The sequence below is a fragment of the Microbispora hainanensis genome, from assembly GCF_036186745.1.
GTDB lineage: Bacteria > Actinomycetota > Actinomycetes > Streptosporangiales > Streptosporangiaceae > Microbispora.
Window position 1 is genome coordinate 3,265,548 of record NZ_CP108086.1, and the last position, 25,148, is coordinate 3,290,695.

General features: G+C 70.2%; 29 protein-coding genes and 1 tRNA gene. 21 read left to right on the forward strand and 9 right to left on the reverse strand.

The annotated features are described in order from the left end of the window. The first annotated feature begins 194 nt into the window (after positions 1 to 194). The gene (locus tag OHB01_RS15470) at positions 195 to 464 is read left to right on the forward strand and encodes a GlsB/YeaQ/YmgE family stress response membrane protein (RefSeq protein ID WP_142651467.1); all 270 of its coding nucleotides are present in this window, start codon (positions 195 to 197) and stop codon (positions 462 to 464) included. A 168-nt stretch (positions 465 to 632) separates the two neighbouring features. Here the strand turns inward: OHB01_RS15470 and OHB01_RS15475 are convergent, their stop codons facing one another. Beyond that, positions 633 to 2,348 (reverse strand): DUF2637 domain-containing protein, encoded by a 1,716-nt coding sequence (locus tag OHB01_RS15475; RefSeq protein WP_328855561.1) that lies wholly within the window; start codon positions 2,346 to 2,348, stop codon positions 633 to 635. 556 nt (positions 2,349 to 2,904) lie between these two features. Between OHB01_RS15475 and cysS the strand changes: the two genes are divergently transcribed. From cysS to OHB01_RS15515, 8 genes are all read left to right on the forward strand, one after another. Then, on the forward strand, positions 2,905 to 4,299 hold the full coding sequence (gene cysS, locus OHB01_RS15480; protein ID WP_142651465.1) for a cysteine--tRNA ligase: 1,395 nt from the start codon (positions 2,905 to 2,907) through the stop codon (positions 4,297 to 4,299). 22 nt (positions 4,300 to 4,321) lie between these two features. Further along, positions 4,322 to 5,281 (forward strand): 23S rRNA (guanosine(2251)-2'-O)-methyltransferase RlmB, encoded by a 960-nt coding sequence (gene rlmB, locus OHB01_RS15485; protein ID WP_328708390.1) that lies wholly within the window; start codon positions 4,322 to 4,324, stop codon positions 5,279 to 5,281. Positions 5,282 to 5,332: 51 nt separating this feature from the next. Further along, positions 5,333 to 5,405 (forward strand) — tRNA-Thr (locus OHB01_RS15490). A gap of 155 nt (positions 5,406 to 5,560) precedes the next feature. Continuing rightward, a complete protein-coding gene (locus OHB01_RS15495; protein WP_205831059.1) occupies positions 5,561 to 5,812 on the forward strand; it encodes a hypothetical protein in 252 nt (83 codons plus the stop codon). 135 nt (positions 5,813 to 5,947) lie between these two features. Continuing rightward, positions 5,948 to 6,361 (forward strand): VOC family protein, encoded by a 414-nt coding sequence (locus tag OHB01_RS15500; protein ID WP_142651463.1) that lies wholly within the window; start codon positions 5,948 to 5,950, stop codon positions 6,359 to 6,361. A 113-nt stretch (positions 6,362 to 6,474) separates the two neighbouring features. Then, entirely contained in the window at positions 6,475 to 6,909 is a 435-nt protein-coding gene (locus tag OHB01_RS15505; RefSeq protein ID WP_142651462.1) for a YdeI/OmpD-associated family protein, read from the forward strand. 35 nt (positions 6,910 to 6,944) lie between these two features. Then, on the forward strand, positions 6,945 to 7,292 hold the full coding sequence (locus tag OHB01_RS15510) for a hypothetical protein (RefSeq protein WP_142651461.1): 348 nt from the start codon (positions 6,945 to 6,947) through the stop codon (positions 7,290 to 7,292). Then, positions 7,289 to 8,101: an inositol monophosphatase family protein gene (locus tag OHB01_RS15515; protein WP_328855562.1), complete on the forward strand. Its 813-nt coding sequence runs from the start codon at positions 7,289 to 7,291 to the stop codon at positions 8,099 to 8,101. The genes OHB01_RS15510 and OHB01_RS15515 overlap by 4 nt, the downstream gene beginning before the upstream one ends. Before the next feature lie 155 nt (positions 8,102 to 8,256). Here the strand turns inward: OHB01_RS15515 and OHB01_RS15520 are convergent, their stop codons facing one another. The 3 genes from OHB01_RS15520 to OHB01_RS15530 all read right to left on the reverse strand — a co-directional run bounded on the left by OHB01_RS15520 (position 8,257) and on the right by OHB01_RS15530 (position 9,851). Continuing rightward, entirely contained in the window at positions 8,257 to 9,039 is a 783-nt protein-coding gene (locus tag OHB01_RS15520) for a transposase family protein (RefSeq protein WP_142652781.1), read from the reverse strand. A gap of 174 nt (positions 9,040 to 9,213) precedes the next feature. Beyond that, positions 9,214 to 9,513 (reverse strand): hypothetical protein, encoded by a 300-nt coding sequence (locus tag OHB01_RS15525; RefSeq protein ID WP_142651107.1) that lies wholly within the window; start codon positions 9,511 to 9,513, stop codon positions 9,214 to 9,216. A gap of 155 nt (positions 9,514 to 9,668) precedes the next feature. Next, positions 9,669 to 9,851, reverse strand: coding sequence for a hypothetical protein (locus OHB01_RS15530; protein ID WP_328855563.1), 183 nt, complete (start codon positions 9,849 to 9,851; stop codon positions 9,669 to 9,671). 328 nt (positions 9,852 to 10,179) lie between these two features. Here OHB01_RS15530 and OHB01_RS15535 point away from each other — a divergent pair, with 328 nt between their 5' ends. From OHB01_RS15535 to OHB01_RS15550, 4 genes are all read left to right on the forward strand, one after another. Beyond that, complete coding sequence (locus OHB01_RS15535) at positions 10,180 to 10,719, forward strand: GNAT family N-acetyltransferase (RefSeq protein WP_328855564.1); 540 nt, start codon at positions 10,180 to 10,182, stop codon at positions 10,717 to 10,719. Between the two features lie 223 nt (positions 10,720 to 10,942). Then, positions 10,943 to 11,725, forward strand: coding sequence for a transposase family protein (locus OHB01_RS15540; protein WP_142652781.1), 783 nt, complete (start codon positions 10,943 to 10,945; stop codon positions 11,723 to 11,725). A gap of 165 nt (positions 11,726 to 11,890) precedes the next feature. Continuing rightward, positions 11,891 to 12,457, forward strand: a complete 567-nt coding sequence (locus OHB01_RS15545; protein ID WP_168066438.1) for a DsbA family protein — start codon at positions 11,891 to 11,893, stop codon at positions 12,455 to 12,457. Positions 12,458 to 12,570: 113 nt separating this feature from the next. Next, a complete protein-coding gene (locus OHB01_RS15550; protein ID WP_147944484.1) occupies positions 12,571 to 13,032 on the forward strand; it encodes a hypothetical protein in 462 nt (153 codons plus the stop codon). Positions 13,033 to 13,068: 36 nt separating this feature from the next. Here OHB01_RS15550 and OHB01_RS15555 read toward each other — a convergent pair whose 3' ends face one another. Next, on the reverse strand, positions 13,069 to 13,524 hold the full coding sequence (locus OHB01_RS15555; protein WP_142651112.1) for an ArsI/CadI family heavy metal resistance metalloenzyme: 456 nt from the start codon (positions 13,522 to 13,524) through the stop codon (positions 13,069 to 13,071). Between the two features lie 106 nt (positions 13,525 to 13,630). Between OHB01_RS15555 and OHB01_RS15560 the strand changes: the two genes are divergently transcribed. Together OHB01_RS15560 and arsM are read left to right on the forward strand one after the other, a co-directional pair. Then, positions 13,631 to 14,014 carry an ArsR/SmtB family transcription factor gene (locus OHB01_RS15560; RefSeq protein WP_147944485.1) on the forward strand — a complete coding sequence of 128 codons (384 nt, stop codon included), beginning with the start codon at positions 13,631 to 13,633 and terminating at the stop codon, positions 14,012 to 14,014. Positions 14,015 to 14,044: 30 nt separating this feature from the next. Next, positions 14,045 to 15,286: an arsenite methyltransferase gene (gene arsM / locus OHB01_RS15565; RefSeq protein WP_142651114.1), complete on the forward strand. Its 1,242-nt coding sequence runs from the start codon at positions 14,045 to 14,047 to the stop codon at positions 15,284 to 15,286. 93 nt (positions 15,287 to 15,379) lie between these two features. Here the strand turns inward: arsM and OHB01_RS15570 are convergent, their stop codons facing one another. From OHB01_RS15570 to OHB01_RS15585, 4 genes are all read right to left on the reverse strand, one after another. Beyond that, positions 15,380 to 16,111, reverse strand: a complete 732-nt coding sequence (locus OHB01_RS15570) for an rRNA methyltransferase (RefSeq protein WP_142651115.1) — start codon at positions 16,109 to 16,111, stop codon at positions 15,380 to 15,382. Beyond that, complete coding sequence (locus OHB01_RS15575) at positions 16,108 to 16,254, reverse strand: hypothetical protein (protein WP_168066440.1); 147 nt, start codon at positions 16,252 to 16,254, stop codon at positions 16,108 to 16,110. Before OHB01_RS15575 ends, OHB01_RS15570 begins: the two co-directional genes overlap by 4 nt. 67 nt (positions 16,255 to 16,321) lie before the next feature. After that, complete coding sequence (locus OHB01_RS15580) at positions 16,322 to 16,954, reverse strand: DUF1707 SHOCT-like domain-containing protein (RefSeq protein WP_142651116.1); 633 nt, start codon at positions 16,952 to 16,954, stop codon at positions 16,322 to 16,324. A 202-nt stretch (positions 16,955 to 17,156) separates the two neighbouring features. Then, positions 17,157 to 17,798, reverse strand: coding sequence for an FMN-dependent NADH-azoreductase (locus OHB01_RS15585; protein WP_328708385.1), 642 nt, complete (start codon positions 17,796 to 17,798; stop codon positions 17,157 to 17,159). Positions 17,799 to 17,881: 83 nt separating this feature from the next. Between OHB01_RS15585 and OHB01_RS15590 the strand changes: the two genes are divergently transcribed. From OHB01_RS15590 to OHB01_RS15615, 6 genes are all read left to right on the forward strand, one after another. Further along, positions 17,882 to 18,445, forward strand: coding sequence for a MarR family winged helix-turn-helix transcriptional regulator (locus OHB01_RS15590; protein ID WP_142651118.1), 564 nt, complete (start codon positions 17,882 to 17,884; stop codon positions 18,443 to 18,445). A 75-nt stretch (positions 18,446 to 18,520) separates the two neighbouring features. Beyond that, on the forward strand, positions 18,521 to 19,078 hold the full coding sequence (locus tag OHB01_RS15595; protein ID WP_142651119.1) for a MarR family winged helix-turn-helix transcriptional regulator: 558 nt from the start codon (positions 18,521 to 18,523) through the stop codon (positions 19,076 to 19,078). Further along, positions 19,075 to 19,461, forward strand: a complete 387-nt coding sequence (locus OHB01_RS15600; protein WP_142651120.1) for a hypothetical protein — start codon at positions 19,075 to 19,077, stop codon at positions 19,459 to 19,461. Before OHB01_RS15595 ends, OHB01_RS15600 begins: the two co-directional genes overlap by 4 nt. Positions 19,462 to 19,546: 85 nt before the next feature. Continuing rightward, positions 19,547 to 22,837, forward strand: a complete 3,291-nt coding sequence (locus tag OHB01_RS15605; RefSeq protein ID WP_328855565.1) for a BTAD domain-containing putative transcriptional regulator — start codon at positions 19,547 to 19,549, stop codon at positions 22,835 to 22,837. A 51-nt stretch (positions 22,838 to 22,888) separates the two neighbouring features. After that, positions 22,889 to 23,869, forward strand: coding sequence for a pyridoxamine 5'-phosphate oxidase family protein (locus tag OHB01_RS15610; protein ID WP_142651122.1), 981 nt, complete (start codon positions 22,889 to 22,891; stop codon positions 23,867 to 23,869). 22 nt (positions 23,870 to 23,891) lie between these two features. Continuing rightward, entirely contained in the window at positions 23,892 to 25,133 is a 1,242-nt protein-coding gene (locus tag OHB01_RS15615) for an MFS transporter (RefSeq protein WP_328855566.1), read from the forward strand. Positions 25,134 to 25,148 lie beyond the last annotated feature (15 nt).

The following is a 25,148-nucleotide window of genomic DNA, read 5'->3' on the forward strand; positions in this document are numbered from 1 at the left end:
GAATGTTCCGTTCCAATCGGACATGCCAACCAGAATGAGACCCGGAGCGTCTCACTAACGCGTGGGCGGCGGCTCGAACCAAGGCGCGGAATCGAGCCGCCGCCCTCTTTTTTCTTTCATGGGACGCATATTTCCCTTCCATGGGGTAGCCCACTGTCCGAGGATGAAAGGGTCACCCTCATCGGGAGGTCGATATGACAATCGAGTCCATTCTCGGCGCCATCGTCATCGGTGCGGTCATCGGCGCTCTGGGCCGACTGCTCCTGCCGGGCCGCCAGCCGATCGGCTGGATCCTGACGATCGTCGTCGGTATCGTCGCGGCGCTCATCGGCACCGCGATCGCCCAGGTCCTGGGCGTGGCGACGACGGATGGCATCGACTGGATCGAACTGGTCATGCAGGTCGTACTGGCCGTCGTGGGCGTCGGCATCGTCGCCGGCCTCAAGCGAGGGTCGCGGGTGTAAGGCATTCACTCGGTGGGGCGGCCCCCCGCCCTCACCCCCTAGCGCGCAGGCCCGTCCGGCTGGTTCTCCAGCCGGGCGGGCCTACGCGCTTCAGCAGATGGAGCGCTGCTGTCCAGGTGGGTGTCGTTCAGGTGGGCGCTGTGCGGCGGGGTGCTGTAGCCGGGGCGGTCAGGCGGGCGGGCGGGGCGTGCTGCGCATCCGACCGGACGGAGGCGCCATCGGGACATCGCTGTTTCCGTCGGTGTCTTTCCCGGTGTCCCCGGCTTCCGGCGCGTCCTGGCCGCCTTGCGCGGCGTACGGCTCGCGCCCGCCGTCCTGCTCGCCGGGATCGGCGCAGTCGGACGCGTGGGCGGGATCCGGCACGTCCCTGATCTGGCGGAGCGGCTGGGTGTCGACGCCCGCCTCGTCTTCGGCCCGCTCAGGCTCGGCGTCGGCGGGCTCGTCCGGTTTGGGGCGGGGGTGCACGAGGACGTCACCGGTGTGCGGCCGTACGAGGTCGCCCCAGCGCACGGGACGGTTGCGGCGGGGCTGCGCCGGGCTGCCACCCGTCTCGGCGGGGGCGGGTGCCTCCGGAGCGGGCTGGGCGGCCGTCTCGGCGCCGGGCTCCGTCACGGCCGGCTCCGTCATAGCCGGCTCTGCGGCGGCCGGTTCTGTTACGACGGGCTCCGTGATGGCAGGTTCTGCGGCGGCCGGTTCTGTTACGACGGGCTCCGTGATGGCAGGTTCTGCGGCGGCCGGTTCGGCCTGTTCAGTGACGGGCGGGGTGTGGGGCGCCGCCGTCGGAGGTACGACCGGCAGGGCATCGGGCTCGTCATCCGCCTGGTCCGCGACCGTCTCGGATGCGGTCTCGGATGCGGTTTCCTGCGCGGGTTCGGAGACGTCTTCCCTGATCGCCTCGGATGGCAGCCGTACGCCGTCCTCATCCTCGGCCTGCGGATCCTCGGCCTGCGGAGGGGCGACGGGCAGCGGCGGGGCGAGCTCGGGCGGCGCGACGGTCTCCGAGACCGGGCTGACCGGCAGCGGAGGGACGTAGCCGGGGGGTGCCACGGCCTCGGGAACCGGCTGCAGGGGCGGCGCGCCGTGCTCCTCGGCGACGGCGTGCACGGCAGCGGTGTGCGGGTGCGCGGGGGCAGGGTGCGAGTGCGCGGGAGCGGTGTGCGGGTGCGCGGGAGCGGTGTGCGGGTGCGCGGGAGCGGGGTGCGGCTGCGCGGGAGCGGGGTGTGCGGTGTGCGGGTTTTCGGGGCCGGAGGGGGCGGTGACGTCGGGCGCGGATGTGGGGCGCTCTCGCGCGGCCACCGGATAGGGAGAGGTGACGGCGGTCCGGCGCTCGCGCGCGCCGTCGAAGGGCACCAGGTCGTCATCGGAGTCGTCGTCGGACTCGTCATCAAGGTCGTCGTCCAGATCGGCCCGGTTGGTGCGCACGTGCTTCAGCAGGAGCAGCAGCAGCCACAGTCCGACGGCGAGCATCACCCAGGGCGCCAACGCGACGACGAGCGCGGAGGCGTCGGGGTCGAAGGAGATGCCGACGGCGGTCGCGGCGTTCGCGGCGGCGGCCGACGCCAGGAGCAGGATCAGGACGAAGCCCGCCTGGAAGCGGACCAGGAAGCGCGCGCCCCGCAGCAACGGCACGCTGACCAGGGCGACGACCAGCAGAACGTCGAACGCCGAGGGGTACAGGTAGGCGAGCTGCGGCTCGGCACGCCCGGAGACGGCCAGAGCCCGCAGGTCGTCGAAGGACAGCGCGCAGGCGATCCCCGCGAGAACCGCGATGGCGGCGCCTGCGAGGCCGATGGCCAGGCGGCGCAGCACCAGCGGGAATCCGGAGGGGGTGTTTCGGGACGGGCGGGAGGCCGTGCCTGCCGCGCCGGGGGGAGTCACGTCCATGGCGTTTCGAGCCTACAGAATCGGAGTGACGATCGATCGCAATCGCGTGATCACCCGCTTCGTGTCGGTAATCGTGATCATCGGCTTCGTGACGGTAATCAACGACCGCGCCGGGAACCTTCGACGCGCTCTCGTTGCGCCCGGCCCCGCCCGGCTCGGCCCTGCCTTGGCCCGGCTCGCTTCGGGTCCTGGCCCCCGGCTGCCCCCGATCTGGTTCCCGCGCGGCTCGGTTTGGCACCCCCGGGTCCGGTTAGGTTCCGGCCCGCCCTGGCGCGGTCCGGCTCGGTTCGGCCCCAGCTCAGGGCAACCGGCTCCGATCCGGCTCCGGCTCCGGGTCCGGCTCCGGTCCGGCGCGGTATTGGCGACGCTGCGTGTCCGGCCGGGCTTCGTGCCGGTCCGATGAAGCCCGCGCGGCCGGCCGTACAGATCGTGACGGGTTTTGTTTCGGGTTATATCGGGACTTATGTGTCGGAAGTTTCCATGATCGGCCGCATCAAGCCGTTCACGGACGCCCAACTAGCCCTGTGCTGTGCTGCCAGGCGTTAGCCTTGCCTTCGTGAGCCTGCACTTCTACGACACCAGCACGCGTACGGTCCGTGAATTCGTACCGGTCGAGCCCGGCCGGGTCTCGATGTATCTGTGTGGTGCGACCGTTCAGGCTCCGCCGCACATCGGGCACATCAGGTCCGGCGTGAACTTCGACGTGCTTCGCCGGTGGCTGACGCGGCAGGGCTACGACGTGACCTTCTGCCGCAACGTCACGGATCTCGACGACAAGATCATCAGGGTGGCCGCCGAGGAAGGCGTGCCCTGGTTCGTCGTCGCCGAGCGCAACCAGCGCGCCTTCACCTGGGCGTACGACCAGCTCGGCTGCCTGCCGCCGACTGTCGAGCCCCGGGCCATGGGTCACGTGCCCGAGATGATCGAGCTGATGCGGCGACTGATCGACAAGGGTCACGCGTACGCGGCGGGTGGCGACGTCTACTTCGACGTGATGTCCTACGCCGACCGATACGGCAAGCTCTCCAACCAGAAGCTGGAGAACATGTGGGCGGCGGGGGACACCGACACCGACTCGCTCAAGCGCGACCCGCGCGACTTCGCGCTGTGGAAGGGTGCCAAGCCCGGTGAGCCCACGTGGCCGACGCCGTGGGGCAAGGGCCGTCCCGGCTGGCACCTGGAGTGCTCGGCCATGGCGACCAAATATCTCGGGAGCACGTTCGACATCCACGGCGGCGGGGTCGACCTGATCTTCCCGCACCACGAGAACGAGATCGCCCAGTCGCAGGCGGCGGGCGACGGCTTCGCGCGCTACTGGCTGCACAACGGGCTGCTCACGCTCGGCGGCGAGAAGATGAGCAAGTCGCTCGGCAACTCGCTGTTGATCCCCGACATGCTCCGCAAGGTGCGCGCGGTCGAGCTCCGCTACTACCTGGTCGCGGCGCACTACCGCTCGCCGATCGACTACTCCGACGAGGCGCTCCAGGAGGCGGCGGCCGGCTACCGCCGGATCGAGGGGTTCGTCACACGGGCGGCCGAGGTGATCCACGACGTGGACGCCGCCGCGCCGCTGCCCCAGGCGTTCGTGGACGCCATGGATGACGACCTGAACGTCTCGCAGGCGCTCGCCGTGATCCACGAGGTCGTCCGCGAGGGCAACGTCGCGCTGGCCCAGGGCAACAAGGAGCAGGTCGCCCGGCTGCTCGCCGAGACGCAGAACATGCTCGACGTGCTCGGCCTCGACCCCAGGTCGGCGCAGTGGCGTACGACCGGCGACTCGGGGCTCCGGGAGGTCGTGGACGCGCTCGTGGCCGTGGCGCTGGAGCAGCGACAGGCCGCGCGAGCCCGCAAGGACTACGCGGCGGCCGACGCGATCCGCGACCAGCTCGCGGCGGCAGGGATCGTGGTCGAGGACACCCCGCAGGGCCCGCGGTGGGAGCTGGCACAGTAGGCGTGGCCCTACGCTAGAGACCATGGCGGGAAGGGCTTCAGGGAAGCCGTCGAAGAAGCAGGGGCCGGCAAAGGGCTCGGGTGGCAAGGTCAGGCGCTCCCTTGAGGGCAAGGGAGCGACGCCGCCCGCGCACATGCGGCACTGGTACAAGGACAAGGCCCGCGCCGAGCGGATCGAGCGCGAGGCCCGGGGCGGCGGGAGTTCGTCCTCGCGTACGCCGAGCCGTACGCGCCGGGAGGACGCCCCCGAGATCATCGGTGGGCGCAACCCCGTGCTCGAGGCGCTGCGTGCGCACGTGCCCGCCAACGCGCTGTACGTGGCGCAGCGGATCGACAACGACGATCGCGTGCGTGAGGCCATCAAGCTCGCGGCCGACCGCGGCATCGCGCTGCTGGAGGTCACGAGGGACAAGCTCGACCGGCTGACCGAGAGCACCGTCCACCAGGGCATCGGCCTGCAGGTCCCGCCGTACGACTACGCGCATCCTGAGCAGCTCGTGGAGCGGGCGAGGGACGCCGCCGAGGTGCCGTTGATCGTCGCCCTGGACGGCGTGACCGACCCGCGCAACCTCGGCGCCATCGCGCGCTCGGCGACCGCCTTCGGCGCGCACGGGCTGCTCGTCCCGTCCCGGCGTTCGGCGGGCGTCACCGCCGGGGCGTGGAAGACCTCGGCCGGCACCCTCGCGACCCTCCCCGTCGCCCGCGCGTCGAACCTCACCCAGACGCTCCAGGCGTACCGGGAGGAGGGCCTGTTCGTGATCGGGCTCGACGGCACCGCCACAGTGGACATCGCCGATGTCGAGCTCGCGACCGAGCCGCTCGTCGTGGTCGTCGGCTCGGAGGGCAAGGGCCTGTCCCGCCTGGTCAAGGAGGCGTGCGACCAGATCGCCCGCATCCCCATGAACGCCGCCGCCGAGTCGCTGAACGCCGGTGTGGCCGCCGGGATCGCCCTCTACGAGGTCGCCCAGCATCGTCGCCGGTGATTTCATCGTGACGGTACGGCCCCGGGCCCACTAAACTCGTCTGGGTAACAGGCCGCCTTAGCTCAATCGGCAGAGCATCTGTCTTGTAAACAGAAGGTCTGGGGTTCGATTCCCCAAGGCGGCTCTCGTGCGACAGGCCCCTGAACAGCAGTTTCGCTGTCAGGGGCCTTGTGCTGTCGCGGCTCATCCAGTCTCTTCCGTGCCTTTGGGAGCCACTTCGCGAGGGTTGTTCAGCCAAGTCGGCGACGTCAGCCATATTGGGTGTGGTGCCGCAGGCGCGTGCTCGAGGGCAATTTTGAGGTGCCGGCCACCGCCCGCGCGCAACGCTGGGACCTCGCCGAAGTCGTTCGTGTCCTGCTGAATGAGGAGGTCGTCGGCCGCGACAGCGCCACCCGACGCAACCGGCGCAAGAGCGCGGGCTTCCCCTCCGGCAACACCTTCTCCTCCTGGCGCAGCCAGGACTCCACGATCAGCGAGGCCACCCAGAACGGCGTGTCCGCCAGGGTTACCGGCGGCATCGGTCAGGTTTGAAGAAGCGCCGGTCGGGCCGCCGCTTCTATCGTCGAGTGACACACGCGCCGGGGTGGCGTCCGGGACCTGCCTGGATGCCTGACCGGGCACATGATCACCCGCACCACGTAACCATCTCTTCTAATGGAGTAAGACATGAAAGCGCACGTCAGCTCGATCCTTCTTGGTGTCCGGGACATGGAGCGGGCCAAGAGGTTTTACGTCGAGGGGCTCGGCTGGAAGATCCAGAAAGACTTCGGCATCTCGGTGTTCTTCGAATCGGACGGAGCCTCGCCTGTCGGCTTTTACAGTCGTGACGGCCTGGCCGCTCAGGTGGGCACGGACAAGGAAGGCAGTGGCTTCAGCGGACTGGTCCTGACCTACGTCGTTCGCAGCCAGGCGCGGGTCGACGAGGTCATGGCGGAGGCCGAGAAGGCCGGTGCAACGATCCTCAAGCCCGCTGGCGCTCTGCCGTGGGGCGGGTACGGCGGCACCTTCGCCGACCCGGACGGCTACATCTGGAGCCTCGGCTACAGCGACCAGGGAACCGACCAGCCGTACGCGGAGTAGTCGCGAACTTTGCCACACAGCCGTCCGAGACGGCGGGGGCGTGTTGCCGCCGCCGTCCCGGACGGCTGTGACCCCGAGTGCCGGTGAACCGGCAGGACGAACAGGAGAAGATCATGAAGTTCCGGACCCACGTTGAGCCACCTGAGCCCATGCGGGGCCTGGAAGTTCCGTCCGAGGTGGTGGCGGCGCTCGGCGGGGGCCCGCGGCCGCCCGTGACGATCACAGTCAACGGGCACTCCTGGAAGAGCCGGGTCGCCCTCCTACGCGGCCGCCACCTGCTCGGTCTCAGCAATGCCAACCGGCAGGCCGCAGGTGTCGCGATCGGCGACGAGGTCGAGGTCGAACTGGAGCTCGACACCGAGCCGCGCGTCGTCGTCGAGCCAGAGGACTTCGCACAGGCTCTGGACGCCGACCCCGTCGCCCGTGCCGCGTACGACGAACTCGCGTACAGCCGCAAGCGTGAGCATGTACGCGCCGTCGAGAGCGCGAAGAAGCCCGAGACGCGTCAGCGGCGTATCGAGAAGGTCATCACCACCCTGCGGGGCTGACCCGAAGGTAAGACTCCGGCGGCAATGCAATCACCGTGCGGAGGCATCACATTGTGTGGCACGGCGGGGAACCGCTCACCATCGGCGTCAGCCGGTTCACCGCGATGCCGGCCCCGTTCGAGGAGTCGTGCGAGCAGCGCCGCATCCGCCACCACCTGCAGACCAACGCCACCCTGATTTCCGCGGAGGTCAGCACGAGGGCGGGGCCGTCCGGCGTCGGGAGAGCGCGGTTGTGCCCCGAGCCTACGGTCCGGGGCCTCCCGGCGGCCTGCGGAGCCGGCTCGCCTACGCTCGTCGTGAGCGGCAACACCGCCGCCGACGGGCTGTTTCCCGTCTTCGAGCAGGTCTTCATCTCTAGGTGGGAGCGGAGCACACCCGTATGACCGTTGACGCCCGCGCGCTGCTGCCGTTAGCCGAGCAGGCCGTCACCATCGCCGGCCACATCATCACGACCAAGCTCCCCGGAGTGGTCACCGCCAAAGGCGACCGCGACATGGTCACCGAAGTGGACTACGCCGTCGAGCACGCCGTACGCGACTTCCTGTCACGGGAAACCCCGGAGATCGGGTTCCTGGGAGAGGAGGAAGGCATCACCAATGCCGGCGATGGCATCATGTGGGCGCTCGATCCCCTCGACGGCACCGCCAACTTCACCCACGGCATCCCGCTGTGCGGGACCTCGCTTGGCCTGATCGACCACGACCGCTCCATCCTCGGCGTGATCGACCTCCCCTTCCTGAGCACGCGTTACGCGGCAGCGGAAGCCGCCGGAGCCACCGCCAACGGCCGGCCGATCAGCGCGAGCATCACCGACGCCCTGGAGGCCGCCATCGTCTCCGTCGGCGACTACGCCGTAGGTGAGGACGCCGAGGCCAGGAACCGCGTCCGGCTTCCGCTCAACTACCAGCTCGCCGCCCGGGTGCAGCGCGTGCGCATGTTCGGCTCCGCCGCCGTCGATCTCGCCTGGGTCGCCGACGGCAAGATCGACGCCTGCATCATGCTGTCCAACAACCCCTGGGACACCGCCGCAGGCGTCGCCATCGCCCGCGAAGCCGGAGCCATCGTCACCGACATCAACGGCACCCCGCACACGATGAGGTCCCGAGTAACCATCGCCGCGACCCCGAAGATCCTGGCCGACCTGGTCGAACTCGTCGCAGAAGCCGAAAAGGACGCGGACCGTAAGATCTAGCCGGCTCTGTTGGGGGTCGCCCCGGGCCGACGAGGCGTGCGCTGGGTGTGTCACTGTGTCTCGTGCTCGGAAGCAGGATGTTCTGCTCACCACCGCTGACATTCGCCTTGTGAAATTCATCCGGCGCAAGGAGAAGGGGAAGCCTTGAGCCAATTTCATCCTCGGGAGGCGTGTGCTACCCGATGGTTCTGAAGGACCGCGATGGCTTTGACCAGGTGGCCGGTCTTGCTCGGGCTACATCGCAGCTTGCGCAGGATGCGCCAACTCTTGAGCTGGGCGTTCGCGCGCTCACCAGGCCCGCGGAGCTTGGCGTGTGACCGGTTGGCCTGCTTTTGAGACTCGGGCTTGTTCCTGCCCTTGTACGGCGTGATCAGCACCTCGGCCCCGGCGCCCTGATAGGCCTTGTCGGCCAGGGTGATGATCCCGGCTTGGTCGAGCGCGCGCAGGATGCCCCAGATCCGGGCGGCGGTCAGGTCGTGGGTCTTGCCTGGCAGCGCACCGGAGGTCCACACGATGGTCCCGTCCGGTCCCGCGATGACCTGCACGTTCATCCCATGCACGCGATGCTTGCCCGAGTAGTAGGGCCGGTCGGCCTTCACTCGGTCGGTGCGGATGAGCGTGCCGTCCAAGACCAGGTAGTGCAGGCCGTCCTTCGTGGCCTTCCGCAGCGCCGTCGCCAGTTTCGGTGATCGAGCCGACAGCAGGGCGACGGTTTCCTCCACATACCGCCACGCGGTGGCCGCCGACACTCCGAAACCCGCTCCGACCTCGGCGAATGTCTCGCCCTTGCGCAGATAGACCAGCACCAGGAGCGCCTGCTGCCCGGGGTTGAGCCGCCGCCACGTCGATCCGATGGCCTTGCGCCGCCTGCGGATCAGTCCGGCCACGTAGTTCAGCGTTGAACGCGACAAATCGACGGCAGCACGATAGAACAGCACCCGAAGCTCCTGGCGATGACGGTGATGGTTGTGGTGATCAACCCGTCTACCAGGAGCTTCGCCACATCATGAGGAAAACCCGAGCATCGCGATCATGCTGTGACCGGCTTAGCCGCCCGGCGGATGAAAAACGTTCCTTCCGAGTGAAATCGACAGCGGTGCTCTTCTCCGGGATCAGTACAGGCGCACCCCTGCTCGAAATCGCCACCCCATGATTCCCAGTCTCGCCATAGGTAAGAGCCTGGAGATGGGGGTCTGCCGGGCATCTTCGGGATAGGCGAAGGCATAGCCCACCGCGGTGAGCCGCTCCACGATGACGTCCACGTTGGCCGCGACGCGTCTCATGGTCTCTCGCGCGACCTCTTCGGCGTCCTCGTGAAGCGCATCGGGAACGCCATCGGGGCCGTACGCACGAAGCTCGTCCCAGACGGCGAAGCATTCGCCGGCGCGGTATCTCACACTCCATGACGTCATGATCGGCGATGATATCCAGGCATGGCCCAATGCTCGGCTCGGCCGCCGACGGGCTGTATCAGGCGAATGAACGGGCTGGTCGCCGGGCCAGGTTGTTTCTGCCCGGCGACCAGGGAACCCGGGCCGGCTGAATCCGGTCGGGGCCGTGGAGAGATTTATGGGACGCTGTAAAGGAACCAGAAGTTGTACTGGTATTCGCAGTGGTACCAGTCCCACAAGTGGTTCTGGACGCCGTAGTCCCCGTACCGATAGCAGTCGGACGAGTAGTAGTAGACGTTGCGAAGCGTATCGGCGTGTGCGGGGACGGCGGTCGCGGTGACCGTCAGCCCACTGACCAAAGCGCCGGCGACGGCTAAAGCTCTGAGTTTCCGCACTTAATCTCCTGACCGTGGATGTCGTGCCGAACTTCCACTGCGAAGCATTGCAGCGCGGGTGATATCGGTATAGGTCGCGTTGTTCGTCGCCGTTCTCCTGCGAGGTGACCTGCGGCTTTATCGGGCACGTGCTGAAACTTTCCCAGAGGATTTTCGGAGGTGCCCGGTGTCGTTGAAGCAGACGAGGGCGGGAGGCCGGTCGGTGCCGTACGCGGGAGCTGTCCCGGGGGCTGCGGAACCTGCTCAGAACGCGAGGACGTGAGGATTGGATGCGCCCGGTTAGGTTGGTCGGGTGGCGATCTATGACGCTCTGCCGGCGGAGTTGGTGACCGAGCGGCTCCGGCTGCGGCGGTGGATGCCGTCGGATGCCGAGGAGTATCGCGGGTTGTGGCTTGAGCGGGATGCGCGAGCGCTACGGCGGATCGACGCCGAGGGGCGCCCGACGGTCGAGGACATGCGCGGCCGGCTCGTCGACAACCCGCTGATGGCGGATCGAGGGCTCGGATTGCTGCCGATCGAGCTGCGAGACACCGGTGAGTTCATCGGGTACTGCGGATTGACCGTCGGCCAGGCGTCTTTCGACGAACCCGAGATCGCCTATGAGCTGGCACGACGAGCGCACGGCCATGGGTACGCGACAGAGGCCGCGCGTGCGATCGTCGAAGCCGCGACGCGTACGGGGCGGCGACGGCTCTGGGCGACCGTACGGGAGTGGAACGCCCCCTCGTTCCGCGTCCTCGAGAAGCTCGGTTTCCACTGGAGCGGCCGCATCACCGAGGACGCCGAACGCGGCAACACGATCTGGATGACGCGCGTACTCGAACCGAGGTAGAGAAACGGATCCCGCTGGGTGATCTCGCCAGCGCATGTCGTGGTGGTCTCCCGCAAACAGGGTGGAGCCATATGCGCATAGATCACTGAACGTTTTTCATCCGCCGGGCGGCTAAGCCGGTCACAGCATGATCGCGATGCTCGGGTTTTCCTCATGATGTGGCGAAGCTCCTGGTAGACGGGTTGATCACCACAACCATCACCGTCATCGCCAGGAGCTTCGGGTGCTGTTCTATCGTGCTGCCGTCGATTTGTCGCGTTCAACGCTGAACTACGTGGCCGGACTGATCCGCAGGCGGCGCAAGGCCATCGGATCGACGTGGCGGCGGCTCAACCCCGGGCAGCAGGCGCTCCTGGTGCTGGTCTATCTGCGCAAGGGCGAGACATTCGCCGAGGTCGGAGCGGGTTTCGGAGTGTCGGCGGCCACCGCGTGGCGGTATGTGGAGGAAACCGTCGCCCTGCTGTCGGCTCGATCACCGAAACTGGCGACGGCGCTGCGGAAGGCCACGAAGGACGGCCTGCACTACCTGGTCTTGGACGGCACGCTCATCCGCACCGACCGAGTGAAGGCCGACCGGCCCTACTACTCGGGCAAGCATCGCGTGCATGGGATGAACGTGCAGGTCATCGCGGGACCGGACGGGACCATCGTGTGGACCTCCGGTGCGCTGCCAGGCAAGACCCACGACCTGACCGCCGCCCGGATCTGGGGCATCCTGCGCGCGCTCGACCAAGCCGGGATCATCACCCTGGCCGACAAGGCCTATCAGGGCGCCGGGGCCGAGGTGCTGATCACGCCGTACAAGGGCAGGAACAAGCCCGAGTCTCAAAAGCAGGCCAACCGGTCACACGCCAAGCTCCGCGGGCCTGGTGAGCGCGCGAACGCCCAGCTCAAGAGTTGGCGCATCCTGCGCAAGCTGCGATGTAGCCCGAGCAAGACCGGCCACCTGGTCAAAGCCATCGCGGTCCTTCAGAACCATCGGGTAGCACACGCCTCCCGAGGATGAAATTGGCTCACTAGAGTTGCCGCTTCGGCACTTGTTGAGATCTTGAAGGTGTGTATGGCTCCGCGTCCGCAGCGGCTTCTCAGGTTCTTTGTTGCTTTTGCATGTTCGGCGGTGGTGGCAGGGTGCGGCACGCCTGAAACGCCTGCCGCGGCTCCACCTGCCGGCGTGCCTGCCGCCCTCGTCGACCGCCTGGTCACGTTGGAGCAGGATGGCACCGTCCGCATAGCTCAGCTCGATGTGGCGGGTCCCACGATGGAGATCTACGAGGACTACCAGTGCCCGGTGTGCCTGGAGTTCGAGCAGGGCGACAACGGCGCGTTCGTGCGGGAATTGGCCGTCAAAGGCGAGATAGCCGTCATGATCCACCCGATGACCATCTTCCAGGACGACATGCCGATCACTCGGGAGAACTCCCGACGGGCTCTGATCGCCTCACTTTGCGTCCGGGACCCGAGCAAATGGCTGAGATATCACGACGAGCTGTACGCCCACCAGCCGGACGAGTTACAGAAGGGCGGGTTCCCCAACGAGCAGCTCGTGCAGCTCGCGAGCAAGGTCGGCATTCCGGCCGAGGAGTTCGCCGAGTGTCTCACGTCTCCGGAGACCGCGAAGCGGGCCGACGACGTCACCGCCTTGGGCTTCAGCAGAGGAGTGGAAGGCACTCCCACGATCCGATATCAGGGCCAGGATCTCGATTGGTCGATCAACTGGCGTGAGACGGGGCAGGGATGACATTCCGTCCACGATGAGGGCGGGCTTTGGTGAAGGCGCTCCCGCCGCCGCGGCTCGCGACGGCGGAGCTGTGGTGATGACAGTCAGCCCGGTTCCTGGCACTCTGCCCGATCATGGGAGTCCTCTACGACTATTTCAGGGCGGCCACGGACGGCGAGGCCGTGGACGTCTTCGACTGGCCGGCCGGTCCCACCTGCCGGCCTCCCGGCGTGGAGCCGAAGGACAGCGCCGAACTCAAGAACATCGACCCGCACGTGATGATGGGAACTCTCGAAGCGCTGCTCACCGGCGGCCGATACGAGGACATCACCGCGCGGCCCCGGCACTCCGCCCCGCTGAGATTCAGCGAGGACGGAGGGCAGGGAGTCATGACCGTCACCGACGAGTTCACCTCGGCACTCGCCGCCACCACCGATGACCGGATCCGCGCCGTAGCGCAGCCCTGGTCCGAGACGGAGGAGTTCTGGGGCCACGCGGACCCGGCCGACCTCGCAGAGCTCCTCCACGACCTGCGCGATCTCGCGGTACGGGCCACCCGGCACCGGCACCACCTGTACTGCTGGATGTCTCTCTGACGCCACACGGACAGGCAGGACCGTCGTCGATCCTGCCTAGCAGCAGGACTTGTCCGTGCTCGCCGTCTCGTTCTGGGCATCGTCCGTGGCGCAGCAGACGGGGTCGGCCTGCTTGGTGAGGCTGTCGGCGTCGGCCTTGACCACGTACACCTCCCAGGGCTCGTTGCCGGGACCGTGGACCCACACCTTGTCCTGCAGGGCGTAGCAGCAGGTGGTGTCGTTCTCCTCGAAGGTCGCGAGGCCGGCCTCCTTCAGGCGTTCGGTCGCGGCGGTGACCTGGGCGGTGTCCTCGACCTCGACGCCGAGGTGGTCCATCCGGGTCGGCTCGCCCGCCTCGCCCTCCAGCAGGACGAGCTTGAGCGGGGGCTCGGCGATGGCGAAGTTGGCGTACCCGGGCCGCCGCTTGGCGGGCTCGACGCCGAACAGCTTGGAGTAGAACGCGATCGAGCCTTCGAGGTCGGCGACGCGCAGAGCGAGTTGGACGCGGGACATGGGTGTCCTCCTATAGCGGCCGGACTGACTGCTTGCTTCGATGAACTTCTAATCAATGGATACCCGGAGTTTGTGGCTCTGCATAGACCTGTGTCAAATTAGAGACATGTCGAAGCATGAGCTGCCGATCATCGACGCGGGCGTGCCCGATGCGGCCTGCTGCGCGCCGCTGGCGTGCGCGCCGTTGTCGGAGAGCGAGGCCGCCGAGCTGGCGCCGCTGTTCAAGGCGATCGCCGACCCCGTACGGCTGCGCCTGCTGTCGCTGATCGCCTGCCACGAGGGCGGCGAGACCTGCGTGTGCGACCTGACGGCGGCCTTCGACCTGACCCCGCCCACGATCAGCCACCACCTCAAGGTGCTCAAGCAGGCCGGGCTGATCGACTCCGAACGCCGGGGCACCTGGGTGTACTACTGGATCAAGCCCGAGGTCCTGGCCCGCATGTCGGCGCTGATCGGCCCGGCGTCGCCCGCCCTCGCCGGTACGGCCTGACCACGGGCACCATCAAAGATGGAGAGGCTCATGTCCGAGAACGTGGAAGAGGTCAGAGCCGGCGTCGTCGCCCGCTACGGCGAACTGGCCAGAGCCGCGCAGGCGGGCGAGCGGGTCGTCGAGCCGCAGGAGGTCACCGGCGGATGCTTCGGCGCGGCCGGCTACGACGACACCACCGGCCTGCCCGACGGAGCCCTCCGGGCCAGCCTCGGCTGCGGCAACCCGGTCGCCGTCGCCGATCTCCAGCCCGGCGAGACCGTCCTCGACCTGGGATCGGGCGGCGGCATCGACGTCCTGCTGTCGGCCCGCAGGGTCGGCCCGACCGGCAAGGCGTACGGCCTGGACGCCACCCCCGAGATGATCGAGCTGGCCAAGGCCAACGCCGCCGAGGCCGGGGCGGCCAACGTCGAGTTCCTGCACGGCCACATCGAAGACGTCCCGCTTCCCGATGACAGCGTGGACGTCGTCATCTCCAACTGCGTCATCAACCTGTCCGCCGACAAACCCCGGGTGCTCGCCGAGGCCTTCCGCGTCCTCAGGCCCGGCGGCAGGCTCGGTGTCTCCGACGTCATCGCCGACGACGGGCTCGACCCCGCCCAGCGTGCCGAGGCCGAACGCCTCGTCGGCTGCACCGTCGGCACCCTCACCGAATCCGAGTATCGCGCCCTGCTCGCGAAGGCCGGGTTCACCACGTACACGATCACGCGCACGCACGCCGCGGCCGGGGGGCTCCACTCGGCGATCATCCGGGCGGCCACGCCCGCGGCGCCGTCCGGCGTGACCATCCGTCCGATGCGGGAGAGCGACGCGGCGCGGGTGCTCGCGATCTACCAGGCCGGTCTCGATGGGGGGAACGCCAGCTTCGAGACCACGGCGCCGGACTGGCGGGCGTTCGACGCCGCGAAGCTGCCGCTTCACCGGCACGTCGCCGTGGACACCGCCAGCGGGGAGGTCGTCGGCTGGATCGCGGTCAGCGCCGTCTCGTCCCGCTGTGTGTACGCCGGGGTGGTCGAGCACTCCGTGTATGTCCACCCAGACCACGGCGGCCGGGGAATCGGGCCGGCGCTCCTGAACGCGCTCATCCAGTCGACCGAGACCGCGGGCATCTGGACCATCCAGTCGGGCGTCTTCCCCGAGAACACCGCCAGCCTGCGCCTCCACGAGAAGGCCGGCTTCCGCGTCGTCGGCACCCGCCACCGCATCGGCCGCCACCACGGCCGCTGGCGCGACGTCGTCTTCATCGAACGCCGCAGCAGCGCCACTGGCCTGTGACCTACCGTCCAGGCCGTGGGACACGGCCGAGCCGGCCGAACTGATCCGCCGGAGGTGGGCGACCGCCGGGATCGCGTAGCCGGCTCCGTCGCCTCAGGGTTCGGGCCGCAGGAGGGCGACCGTTCTGGTGCCGATCTTGAAGGACCCGCACGTACGCAGGCGGTCGGTGCGCGGCGCCTTCCGTCCGCGGACCGCCACCGCGATCACCGCGTTCTCGCCGAGCACCGAGCCGAGGGTGTCGAGCATGCCGACGACCCCGTCCGCGCCGTTGGGGCCGTGCCAGGACGTCTGCTCGCCATAGGGCACGTCGGTGATGACCACGTCCGGCGGGCGTACGGAGAGGAAACGGCGGAGCCGGCCGGCGTCGAAAACGTCGGCCTGATACACGGCGTTGGGCAGGTCACCGCCGTCGCCGCTGAGCGTGTCCGCGAGCCGGTGCGCCGCCTCGGCCGCCGTGGTGTGGGAGGCGCGGCCCCAGCGCGCGGCCTGTTCGCCGAGATGGGCGGCACGTGCCATCAGCCCGGCGCGCGTCAGCAGGGCCAGGTTCCGCTCGGCCAGCTCGACGGCGGCCGGATCGATGTCGGAGGCCAGCGCGGCCGAGATCCGGCGTCGGTGCAGCAGCCCGATCACGGTCAGCAGATAGCCGCTGCCGCAGCACGGATCCCACACCGTGGCGTTGCCGCCGCCTCGCAGCGCCATCGCGCGCTGGAACATCTCGCTGGCCAGCCGTACGGGGAAGGCGGGGAACCCCGGAGCCGAGTGCAGCACCGCGCCGCCGGCCAGATCGGCGTAGTCCGCCCGGACGGTCGCGTGCCGGTAGGTCACGGCGCGAGGCCGAACTGCGCGGGCCGGTCGCCTGCACCGCTGACAATCCGTCGCCGGTCCCCGGTGGCGTCGCCGGCCGGGTCCGTCGCCCCCACCTCGGCGCATCCGTACGCGACATGCCAGTCGATGTCATGGATTGTCACGTTTTAGGACGCTATCAGTGCCGTCCACCCATTTTTTGAGAGCTCCTCGCGGGGCCTCCTCGAGAGGTCAGCGGTCGCGGTGGCGGCGGAACCTGCCGCTGACTCCGCCGAACAGCGCCATGCCCTTGATCACGATCACCGGCGCCGACGGGTCGGCGTCCGGGCTGTTGTGCACGTCGTAGCCGCCGAAGATGCCGACGCCCTCGCAGCGCACCTCGACCCCCTCCGGGAGGATGATCTCGGCACCGCCGAAGATGGCGTTGACGGTGATCTCGACCTCCTTCGCCTCGAACACGGCCTCGGACAGGTCGAACTTGATGCCGCCGAAGACGGCCAGCGCCGTGGTCTTCCGCCGTACCCGCCAGCGGCCCTTGCGCTCGGCGCCGCCGAAGATGGCGACGACGTTGTCGGGCTGGGTGCTCTCGCCCGGCGCGTAGGAGATGGCGCTGGCGCCCGCCGTGAAGGACGCCGGGCTCGTGGCGGAGCGGTGCCGCTCGACCTGGAGATCCTGGGTGAGGAGCTCGAGCTCTCCCACGGTCTTGGCCTGATAGAGGCTGTCGAGCCGCTCGGAGTATTCGTCGTGGCTCAGCTGACCCGTGCTCAGGGCCTCGCCGAGCAGGGCGGCGACCTGGTCCCTGTTCTGGTCCGAGGCGCGCAGGTGAGACGTGGGGGAGTCCCGACGCTGAGGGGCATTTTCCATGCTGGTCACGATAGTTCTCATTCGGCCCGGCAGGGAGTTCGTCCCGCTTCGAAATGTTCCTGTAGCCGGCCGTCGAGGGAGCGGGTGAACGCCGGTCGCCCGCGCTTTCGATGGCGAAGGCCCCTTCCCTCGCCCGGGAAGGGGCCTTCGCCGGTCGAAGCCGGTCGAATGCCGGTCGAATGCCGGAGTCCTGCCGGAGTCCTTATGCGGCGACGGGGGCCCAGAGGTCGTCGATCGCCTGCTCCGCTGCCGCGAGGCTCTTTTCCGCCAGCGGAATCAGCTCGGCCATCGCCGGTGTGACGTGGGCAAGGGTGAGCTCGGCCGTGATGAAGCGCGGCTCCAGGCCCGTCATGGACAGGCCGTGCGGCAGCCACGGCTCCGCGTGGTCCCATCCCTCGCGGGGGGTTCCCGGCTGGTAGCCGCCGCCACGGCTCGCGAGGACCAGGAACTCGCGCCCGCCCAGCAGGCCCTGGTTCGTCGTCGGGTCGTACGACAGCCCGGGGGCGATGAGGTGGTCGACCCAGGACTTGACGCTGCTCGGCGGCCCGTAGTTGTAGAGCGGGAGCCCGAGCACGATCGTGTCGGCCTGCTTCACCTCGCCGACCAGCTCTTCCGTCAACCTCCACGAGGCCGCCTGCGCAGGAGTGTGCTGCTCCGGCGGGACCACCCGGGCAAGGCCGCTCTCCTGGTCGAGATGCGGGAGCGGGCTGCTGCCCAGGTCGCGGTAGGCGACCGTACCCCCGGGATGCGCGGCGCGCCAGGCGGCGACGGCCCGCGCGGTGAGCTTGCGGCTGACCGAACGCTCGCCCTGGATGCTCGCGTCGATGTGCAACAGATGAGGCATCTCTTAACCTTTCGAAGATGGTTGACGCAGGACCAATGATTAGCTCTCTGTCTATCGCAGGTCAAGTCGGCTAGAGTTGATTCATGACGTCCCCGCCCGTCGTCGAACAGATCGGACAACCCGAACAGCCCAGACGGCCTGAACAACCGGTGCACCGGTGCGGTGCGCTGCTCGAACACCTCGCGCGGCGTCTGCGTCTGCGTTCCGAGTCGGTGCTCGCGCCGCTCGGCCTGCGTCCCCGCCATCTCGTCGCCCTCACGGTGCTGCGGGCAAGGGGCGGCAGCACCCAGCAGGCGCTCGCGAGCACGCTGGAGATGGACGGGACTAACGTCGTCGGGCTGCTCAACGACCTCGAAGCCGAGAAGCTGATCGAGCGCCGGCGGTCGCCGGAGGATCGCCGCAGGCACATCGTCGAGCTCACCGAAGCCGGGGCGGAGCGGCTCGCGAAGGCCGAATGCGCGCTGGCGGCGGTCGAGGACGAGGTGCTCGGCGCGCTCGACCACGACCAGCGCGAGACCCTCTTCGGCCTGCTCCAGCAGGTGGCCACCCGCGGCGTGGAGGCGGCCTGCGTGGAGGCGGACACCGGCAGTGTGGAAGCGGCCTGTGTGGCAGAGGCGGCCGCCGACGACGAGGTCCCACCCCGCTGAACCCCGGGCCGCCGGCCTGCCTTTCCCGCAGTGTGTCGCAAAATATGGAAGTACGTACTAATCTATGTTCTTACTATGAAGGACGTAGATTCCTATGAGCACGATCCCGACGGCTTCCTCTTCGACCCACGGGCCAGAGCGGCGATGGCGTGGATCGCCGGTGACGACGGTGATCTGCCCGCGTTCGAGGCGAGCGCGGCGGTCCGCACCGCGTCTCACGCGGTCGAGCGCCTCCGCTCCCATGGCTCCGAGGGCAGAGGACTCAGCGCGGGCGCTCTCGACCTGCTGATCCGGCTCGCCGCGCGCGAGCAGGGGATCAGCATCGGCGAGCTCGCGCGGGCCGCCGGGGTCAGCTCCCGCAACGTCACCGGCCTGGTGGACACCCTCGAACGCGACGGGCTGGTCCGCAGGGTGCCCGACCCGGGCGACCGGCGTTCGGTCCTCGCCGAGATCACCCCGGCCGGCCGGACATGGATCGAGGACTTCCGCAGACCATCGCAACTCGCCATGAAGGCGCTGTTCCAGGGGTTCACGCCCGAGGAGCTGGTCGTCCTGCGTGATCTGTGCCTGCGCCTGGCCGTCAACCAGCAGCGCCTCTCCGCCCACCTCCGTCAGATCGGAACCCGCCCATGACCACCCTGGAACAGACGCGCCGCGCCGTACGCGGGTATCACGAGGCCCGATTCCGCGGGGACGCGACCGCCGCCGCGGCGCATCTGGGGGAGCCCTTCCGGTTCGAGAGCCCGTTCTTCGCCTCCGGCGACCGGGCCGGGCATCTGGCGACGCTGCCGGGGTTCGTGTCGATCGTGACGGGGGTGGACCTCATCAGTGAGCTGTACGGCGACGCCGAGGCGACGCTCGTCTACGACGTGCACACCGCGACGCCGGCCGGTACGCAGCGCACCGCCGAGCATTTCCGCCTGGACGACGGCAAGATCGTCTCGATCATGCTGGTGTTCGACGCGTCGCCCTGGCAGCCGATGCGGGCGGAGATCGAGCCGAGCTCCGCGAAGTGAACCCGCGGGGCCCCGGGCACGAAGGGCCCCCACGGGCGTCCAGGAGCCGCTGGACCGGTTCACGCCCTCTCCCTAGCATTGGCCCGTGCGGCTGAACGTCCTCGGTCCGATGGAACTCGTCGTGGCCGGGCAGGCCGTCCCGGCCGGGCCGCCGAAGCAGCGAGCGCTCCTGGCCCTCCTCGTGATGAACGCCGATCGGGTGCTCCCGGTGGACGTGCTGGCCGACCGGCTCTGGGACGGCGGCCCGCCCGCGAGCGCGCAGGGCAGCCTCCAGGTGTACGTCTCCAACCTGCGCCGCCGCCTGGAGCCCGGCAGGAAGGCAGGCGCACCGGCCACGGTCCTGGTCAGCGCGGCGGACGGGTACGGCCTGATGACCGCCGGGATCGACCTCGACACGCGGGACTTCGACCGCCTCGTGTCCACAGGATCGAGGCATCTGGGCGAGGGACGGCACGAGCGGGCGGTCGCCGTGCTCACCGAGGCGCTCGGTCTGTGGCGGGGCGACGCGTACGCCGACGTGCGGTCCGAGGAGTGGGCGCGGCCCGAGATCGCCCGGCTGGAGCAACTGCGGCTCGACGCGGTCGAGGGGCTGGCGGGGGCGCTGCTGGAGCTGGGCCGCCACACGGACGTGGTCGCCCGGCTCGAACCGTTCGTGCACGATCACCCGCTGCGGGAGCGAGCCTGGGAACTGCTCGCGCTGGCCCATTATCGGTCGGGCCGCCAGGCGGCGGCGCTGGAGTGCCTGCGCAGGGTGCGCGAGGTGCTGGCGGACGAGCTGGGCATAGACCCCGGGCCCCGGCTGCGCGAGCTGGAGACCGCCGTGCTGCGCCAGGACGCCGCGCTGACCGCGGCGGCACGGCCCGTCGCGCCGCCCCCGAGGCGGCCCGTCGCGCCGCCCCCGAGGCGGCCCGCCCCCGGGCGGCCCGTGGACGACGAGCCGTTCGTGGGACGCGAGAGCGCGCTGGAGTTCCTGGCCGGTGCCGTGCGGGCGGCGTCCACGGCCCGGCAGGTCGTGCTCGTCGGCGGCGAGCCCGGGGTCGGCAAGACGAGCCTGCTCAGGAGGTTCCGCGCGACCGCCGGCGTCCCGGTGGGGTGGGGAGCGAGCCCCGGCCACGAGACGGCGCCCGCCCTGTGGCCGTGGGAGCAGGTGCTGCGCGATCTCGCGGACGCGGTGCCCGGGGCCGTGCTGCCCGAGGAGGTCCGCACGTTCCTGTCGGGCGGGGTCGAGGCGATCCCGGCGTACGACGCGCAGGGGGCGCGGCTGCGGTTCTTCGAGGCGGTGTCGGCGTTCCTGGCCGATCTCGGCCCGGTCGCCGTCGTCCTGGAGGACGTCCACGCGGCCGATGACGCGACGCTGCGCCTGCTGGTCCACGTCGCGTCCGTCGCGCGGCCGGGCCCGCTGGTCGTGGCCAGCTTCCGGCGGCACGAGGCGTCGGCGCTGACCGCCACCCTGTCGGCGCTGTCGCGGCTCGGCGCGCGCAGGCTGGGGCTCGACGGGCTCGCGGCCGAGGAGGTGCGCGCCCTCGTGCTGGAGCTGTCCGGCCGTGACCCGGGCAGCCGGAAGGCCGAGGAGCTGCGCGGACGCACCGGAGGCAACCCCTTCTTCCTCACCGAGCTGGCCCGGGCGGGCGAGGAGCTGCCGCAGGGCGTGCTCGACGTCGTGCTGCACCGGGTGGCCGGGCTGGGCGAGGAGACGGCGGCCCTGCTGGAGCTGGCCGCGGTCGCGGGCGACGAGTTCGAGGCGCGGGTCATGGCCGAGGTCGCCGGGCGCGACCTGGGCGACCTGGTGCCGTCGCTGGACGCGGCGCTGGCGGCCGGTCTGCTCCGTGAGTCGGGCACACGCCTGGGCGGATACGCGTTCGCGCACGCCCTGGTGACCGACGCGTTGCTGTCGCGCCGCTCCCGCCTCTGGCGTGCGGGCGTGCACGCGCGGCTGGCCGGGGTGCTCACCCGGGTGTACGGAGACCGGGACGACCAGGCGGCGGCCATCGCGCGGCACTGGCTGGCGGCGGCCGGGCTGGGCCCGGAGCCGGCCCGCATGGCGATGGACTACGCCGCACGCGCCGCACGTGCGGCCATGCGCAGGCACGCGCTCGACGACGCGGCCGCATCCTGGCAGGAGGCGCTGGCGGCGGCCGAGCTCGCCGGGGCCGGGGCGGCCGAGCGGTTCGAGCTCGCGGCGGGCCTGGCCGAGAGCCGCTACGCCGCCGGGCGATACGACGAGGGCTACGAGGCGATCGGCCAGGCGCTGGCCCTCGCGGGAGACGACCCGGAGCGGGCCGTCCGGGCCGCCGACATCGCGATGGGGCATGGTGTCTGGGTCCCCTTCCGGCACGACCTGGACGTGCGGGTCCTGCGGGAGTCGATGGACCGCGCCGTGCGCGAGCTGCCGGAAGACACCCCAGCCTGGGCGTCCGCGCAGGCCGTACGGGCCGTGGTGCTGGCGCAGACCGGCGGCGAGGACCAGATCGACCGGGTCTCGTCGCAGGCCGTGGCGGCGGCCGAGCGGCTGGGCGACCCCGCGCTGCTGCGGCGCGTGCTCCACCTGCGGCTGCTCGCCATGCAGGGGCAGGACTTCATGGACCGGAAGGCCGAGACCGCGCGGCGCCTGCTGGCGGAGCCGGATCTGTCGCCCCAGCTCAGGGTGATCGCACAGCTCCACCTCGTCGCCCATCTCGTCGAGCACTGCCGGGTGGCGCAGGCGCGCGAGCTGCTGACGGAGACCGACGCCCTGCTGCGCGACCTGCACAACCCGGCGCTGGCGCTGCAGGCGGCGATCGCGCACGTGGGGCTCGACCTGTTCCAGGGAGTGCCCGACCCGGCCCGCCATTTCGAGCCGGTCAGGGCGACGTTGTCCCTCTCCGACCTCGCGTACTTCGAGGTGGCCATGCTCACCGTGCGGGCCGAGACGCTGATCCAGGAGGACCGCCTCGTCGCGGAGGTGGCCTGGATCGAGGAGATGCATCGCCGTACGGGCCTGGCGGGGTTCGCCTACGTCCTGGCCTGCGCGCTCGCGGACCTGGGCGAGCGTGACCGGGCCCTGCGGCTCCTGCGGGAGACCCCGCTGCCGCCGCGCGACTACCAATGGGCCACGGCCACCATGTGCCGGCTGCACGCGGCGATCCGGCTCGGCGAGCCGGACGTCGTGCGGGAAGTCTACGACGCGTTCCGTCCCTTCGCCGGCCTGCTGCACGTGAACGGCTCCTGTACCACGGTCGACGGGGCGTACGACGGCCACCTCGGCGAGGCGCTGCTGGCGCTGGGGGATCGCGCGGGAGCGCGGGCCCATCTGCGCGAGGCGGTGCGCGTCCTGGAGGAGGCGGGCGCCGGCTACTGGCTGTCAAGGGCCCGACAAGCCCTCGACAAGTGCTCATAAGGGGGAAAAGCGCACGCTTCACGTGCGAAACCGATCCCTTGGAGTCATGCCATGGTCACCCTGACCACCTGGCCGCGCGAGGCGGCCGAGCTGTTCGAGCGCGCCGTCGTCTGCGAGTACGCCTCGCTCACCCGCGACGGGCGGCCCGTCACCTGGCCGGTCACACCGTACGTCGGCGCGGGCGGCACGCTCGACGTGAGCACCGGCCTCACCTATCCCGACAAGGCGGAGCGGGCCCGCCGCGACCCGCGCGTCGCGCTGCTCTACTCCTCCGCCGTGGGCAGCGGCCTCGACCGGCCGCCCGTCGTCCTCGTGCAGGGCCGGGCCGCCGTACGCGACGCCGACCTGCAGGCCAACACCGACAGGTACGTCCGGGAGTCCCTGGCCAAGACGGGCTCCGGGTTCGCCGGGATGCCGTGGTTCCTGACGAAGCGGCTGGCCTGGTATTTCGCCCGCGTCTACGTGGAGGTGACCCCGGAGCGCATCGTCTGGTGGCCCGAGGGCGACCTGTCCCGGACGCCGGAGGTGTGGACCCGGCCCGGTCCGGCGGCCGCGCCCGTCTCCGACCCCGCCCCGGACGGCCCCCGGCTGCCGAGCCGGTCCGTCGCGCCGGCGGACTGGCGGCCCTTCGCCGGCCGCGCGGCCCGCCTCGGCGAGCCCGTCGTCACCATGGCCGGCGGCATGCCGCTGCCCGTGCGCACCCGATCGGCCGTACGCACAGAGGAGGGCTTCGACCTGCTGCTGCCCGCGGGTGTGGACGCCGTCGCGGGGCCGGTGTGCCTCACCTTCCACCGGCACGGCCCGGCGATGGAGTGGCAGGAGAACGTGGTGCTCGTCGGGACCGCGACGGGGACGGGCGACCGGTTGAGCGTACGGGTCGAGCGGGCCCTGAACGACTGGAGCCTCGCGGGGAGCGGTCGAGAGCGGTTCCGGTCGTTCGCCGGGCAGGGCCGGATGCTGAGCAAGCGTCTGCGCGCCGAGGCCGCACGCCGCGGCCAGCCCGTGCCCGTGGTCCGCCGTCCGCGCGCCTGACGACGTACGGCAGCATGGTCGGGTGTCAGAAGGACCATCACTGTGGCGTGACCGGAACTTCACCGTGTTCTGGGCATCCCAGACGCTGTCGGTCGCGGGGGACTCGTTCGCCCTCATCGCCGTACCCCTGCTCGTGCTGCACGTGACCGGATCGGTCGCGCAGATGGGCCTGCTGACCGGTGTGGCGAGCGCCGCGTCGGTGGTGGCGGGGATCTTCGCCGGGGTGCTGGTCGACCGGCTCGACCGCAGGCGCCTGCTGATCTGGTGCGACGTGGCGCGGATGGCCCTGTATGGCGTCGTCCCGGTCGCCTGGGCCTTCGGGCCGAAAATCTGGCTGCTCTACGTGGTCCTGCCGCTCAGCGAGGCGATCGGCATGGTCTTCCAGGTCGCGTACGTCACGGCGGTGCGGGGCCTGGTCGACGCGGACCGGATCACCGAGGCCAACGGGCGGCTGAGCGCCACTGCCGCCGCGGCCGGGATCGGCGGGCCGCTGCTCGCGGGAGTGGTGGCGGGTTGGTTCGGGCCCACGGCCGCGATCGCGATCAACGCGGCCAGCTTCGGGGTCTCGGCGCTCGGCGTCCTGCTGATCAGGCTCAGGCGGCAGCCCGCGCCGTCAGCGGAGGAAGCGGACGAAGCGGCGCGGGGGCCCTGGCACGAGCTGCTCGCCGGGGCCCGCTTCCTGTGGCGGCAGCCGGTGCTGCGTGCCCTGACCATCCTGCTGTCGTTCTTCATCTTCCTGACGCTCGGGCTGACCGACGTGCTGATCTATCACCTCAAGCACGACCTCGGCCAGTCGGACGGCGCCGTGGGCGTGGTGCTCGCGGCCGCCGGGCTGGGCACCGTCGCCGGCTCGCTCCTCGTCGGTCCCGTACGCCGCCGGATGGGGTTCGGTGCGTCGTGGATCGGGGCGATCGCGGTCGCCGGGCTCGCCATCATGGGGCTCGGCGTGTCCACCGGCGTCCCGGTGGCCGGGGTGACGGCCGCCGCCTATCTCGCCTGCGTCAGCGTGGCCGGGATCTGCTCGATGTCGCTGCGCCAGCAGGTCACCCCCGACCACCTGCTCGGCAGGGTCACCTCGGCCTTCTGGATGACCCACTACGCGCTGGGCCCGGCCGGGGCGGCCGTGCTGACCTGGGGCGCGCAGCACCACGGGGTCGAGGTGGTCTGCCTGCTGGCGGGGGCGGCCTGCCTGCTGATCGCGGTCGCCGCGTTCTTCACGCCCATCCGCCAGCAGAACCCGGAGCTGTCGGCCGCCACCGGCTGACGGCCGACCTCCAGC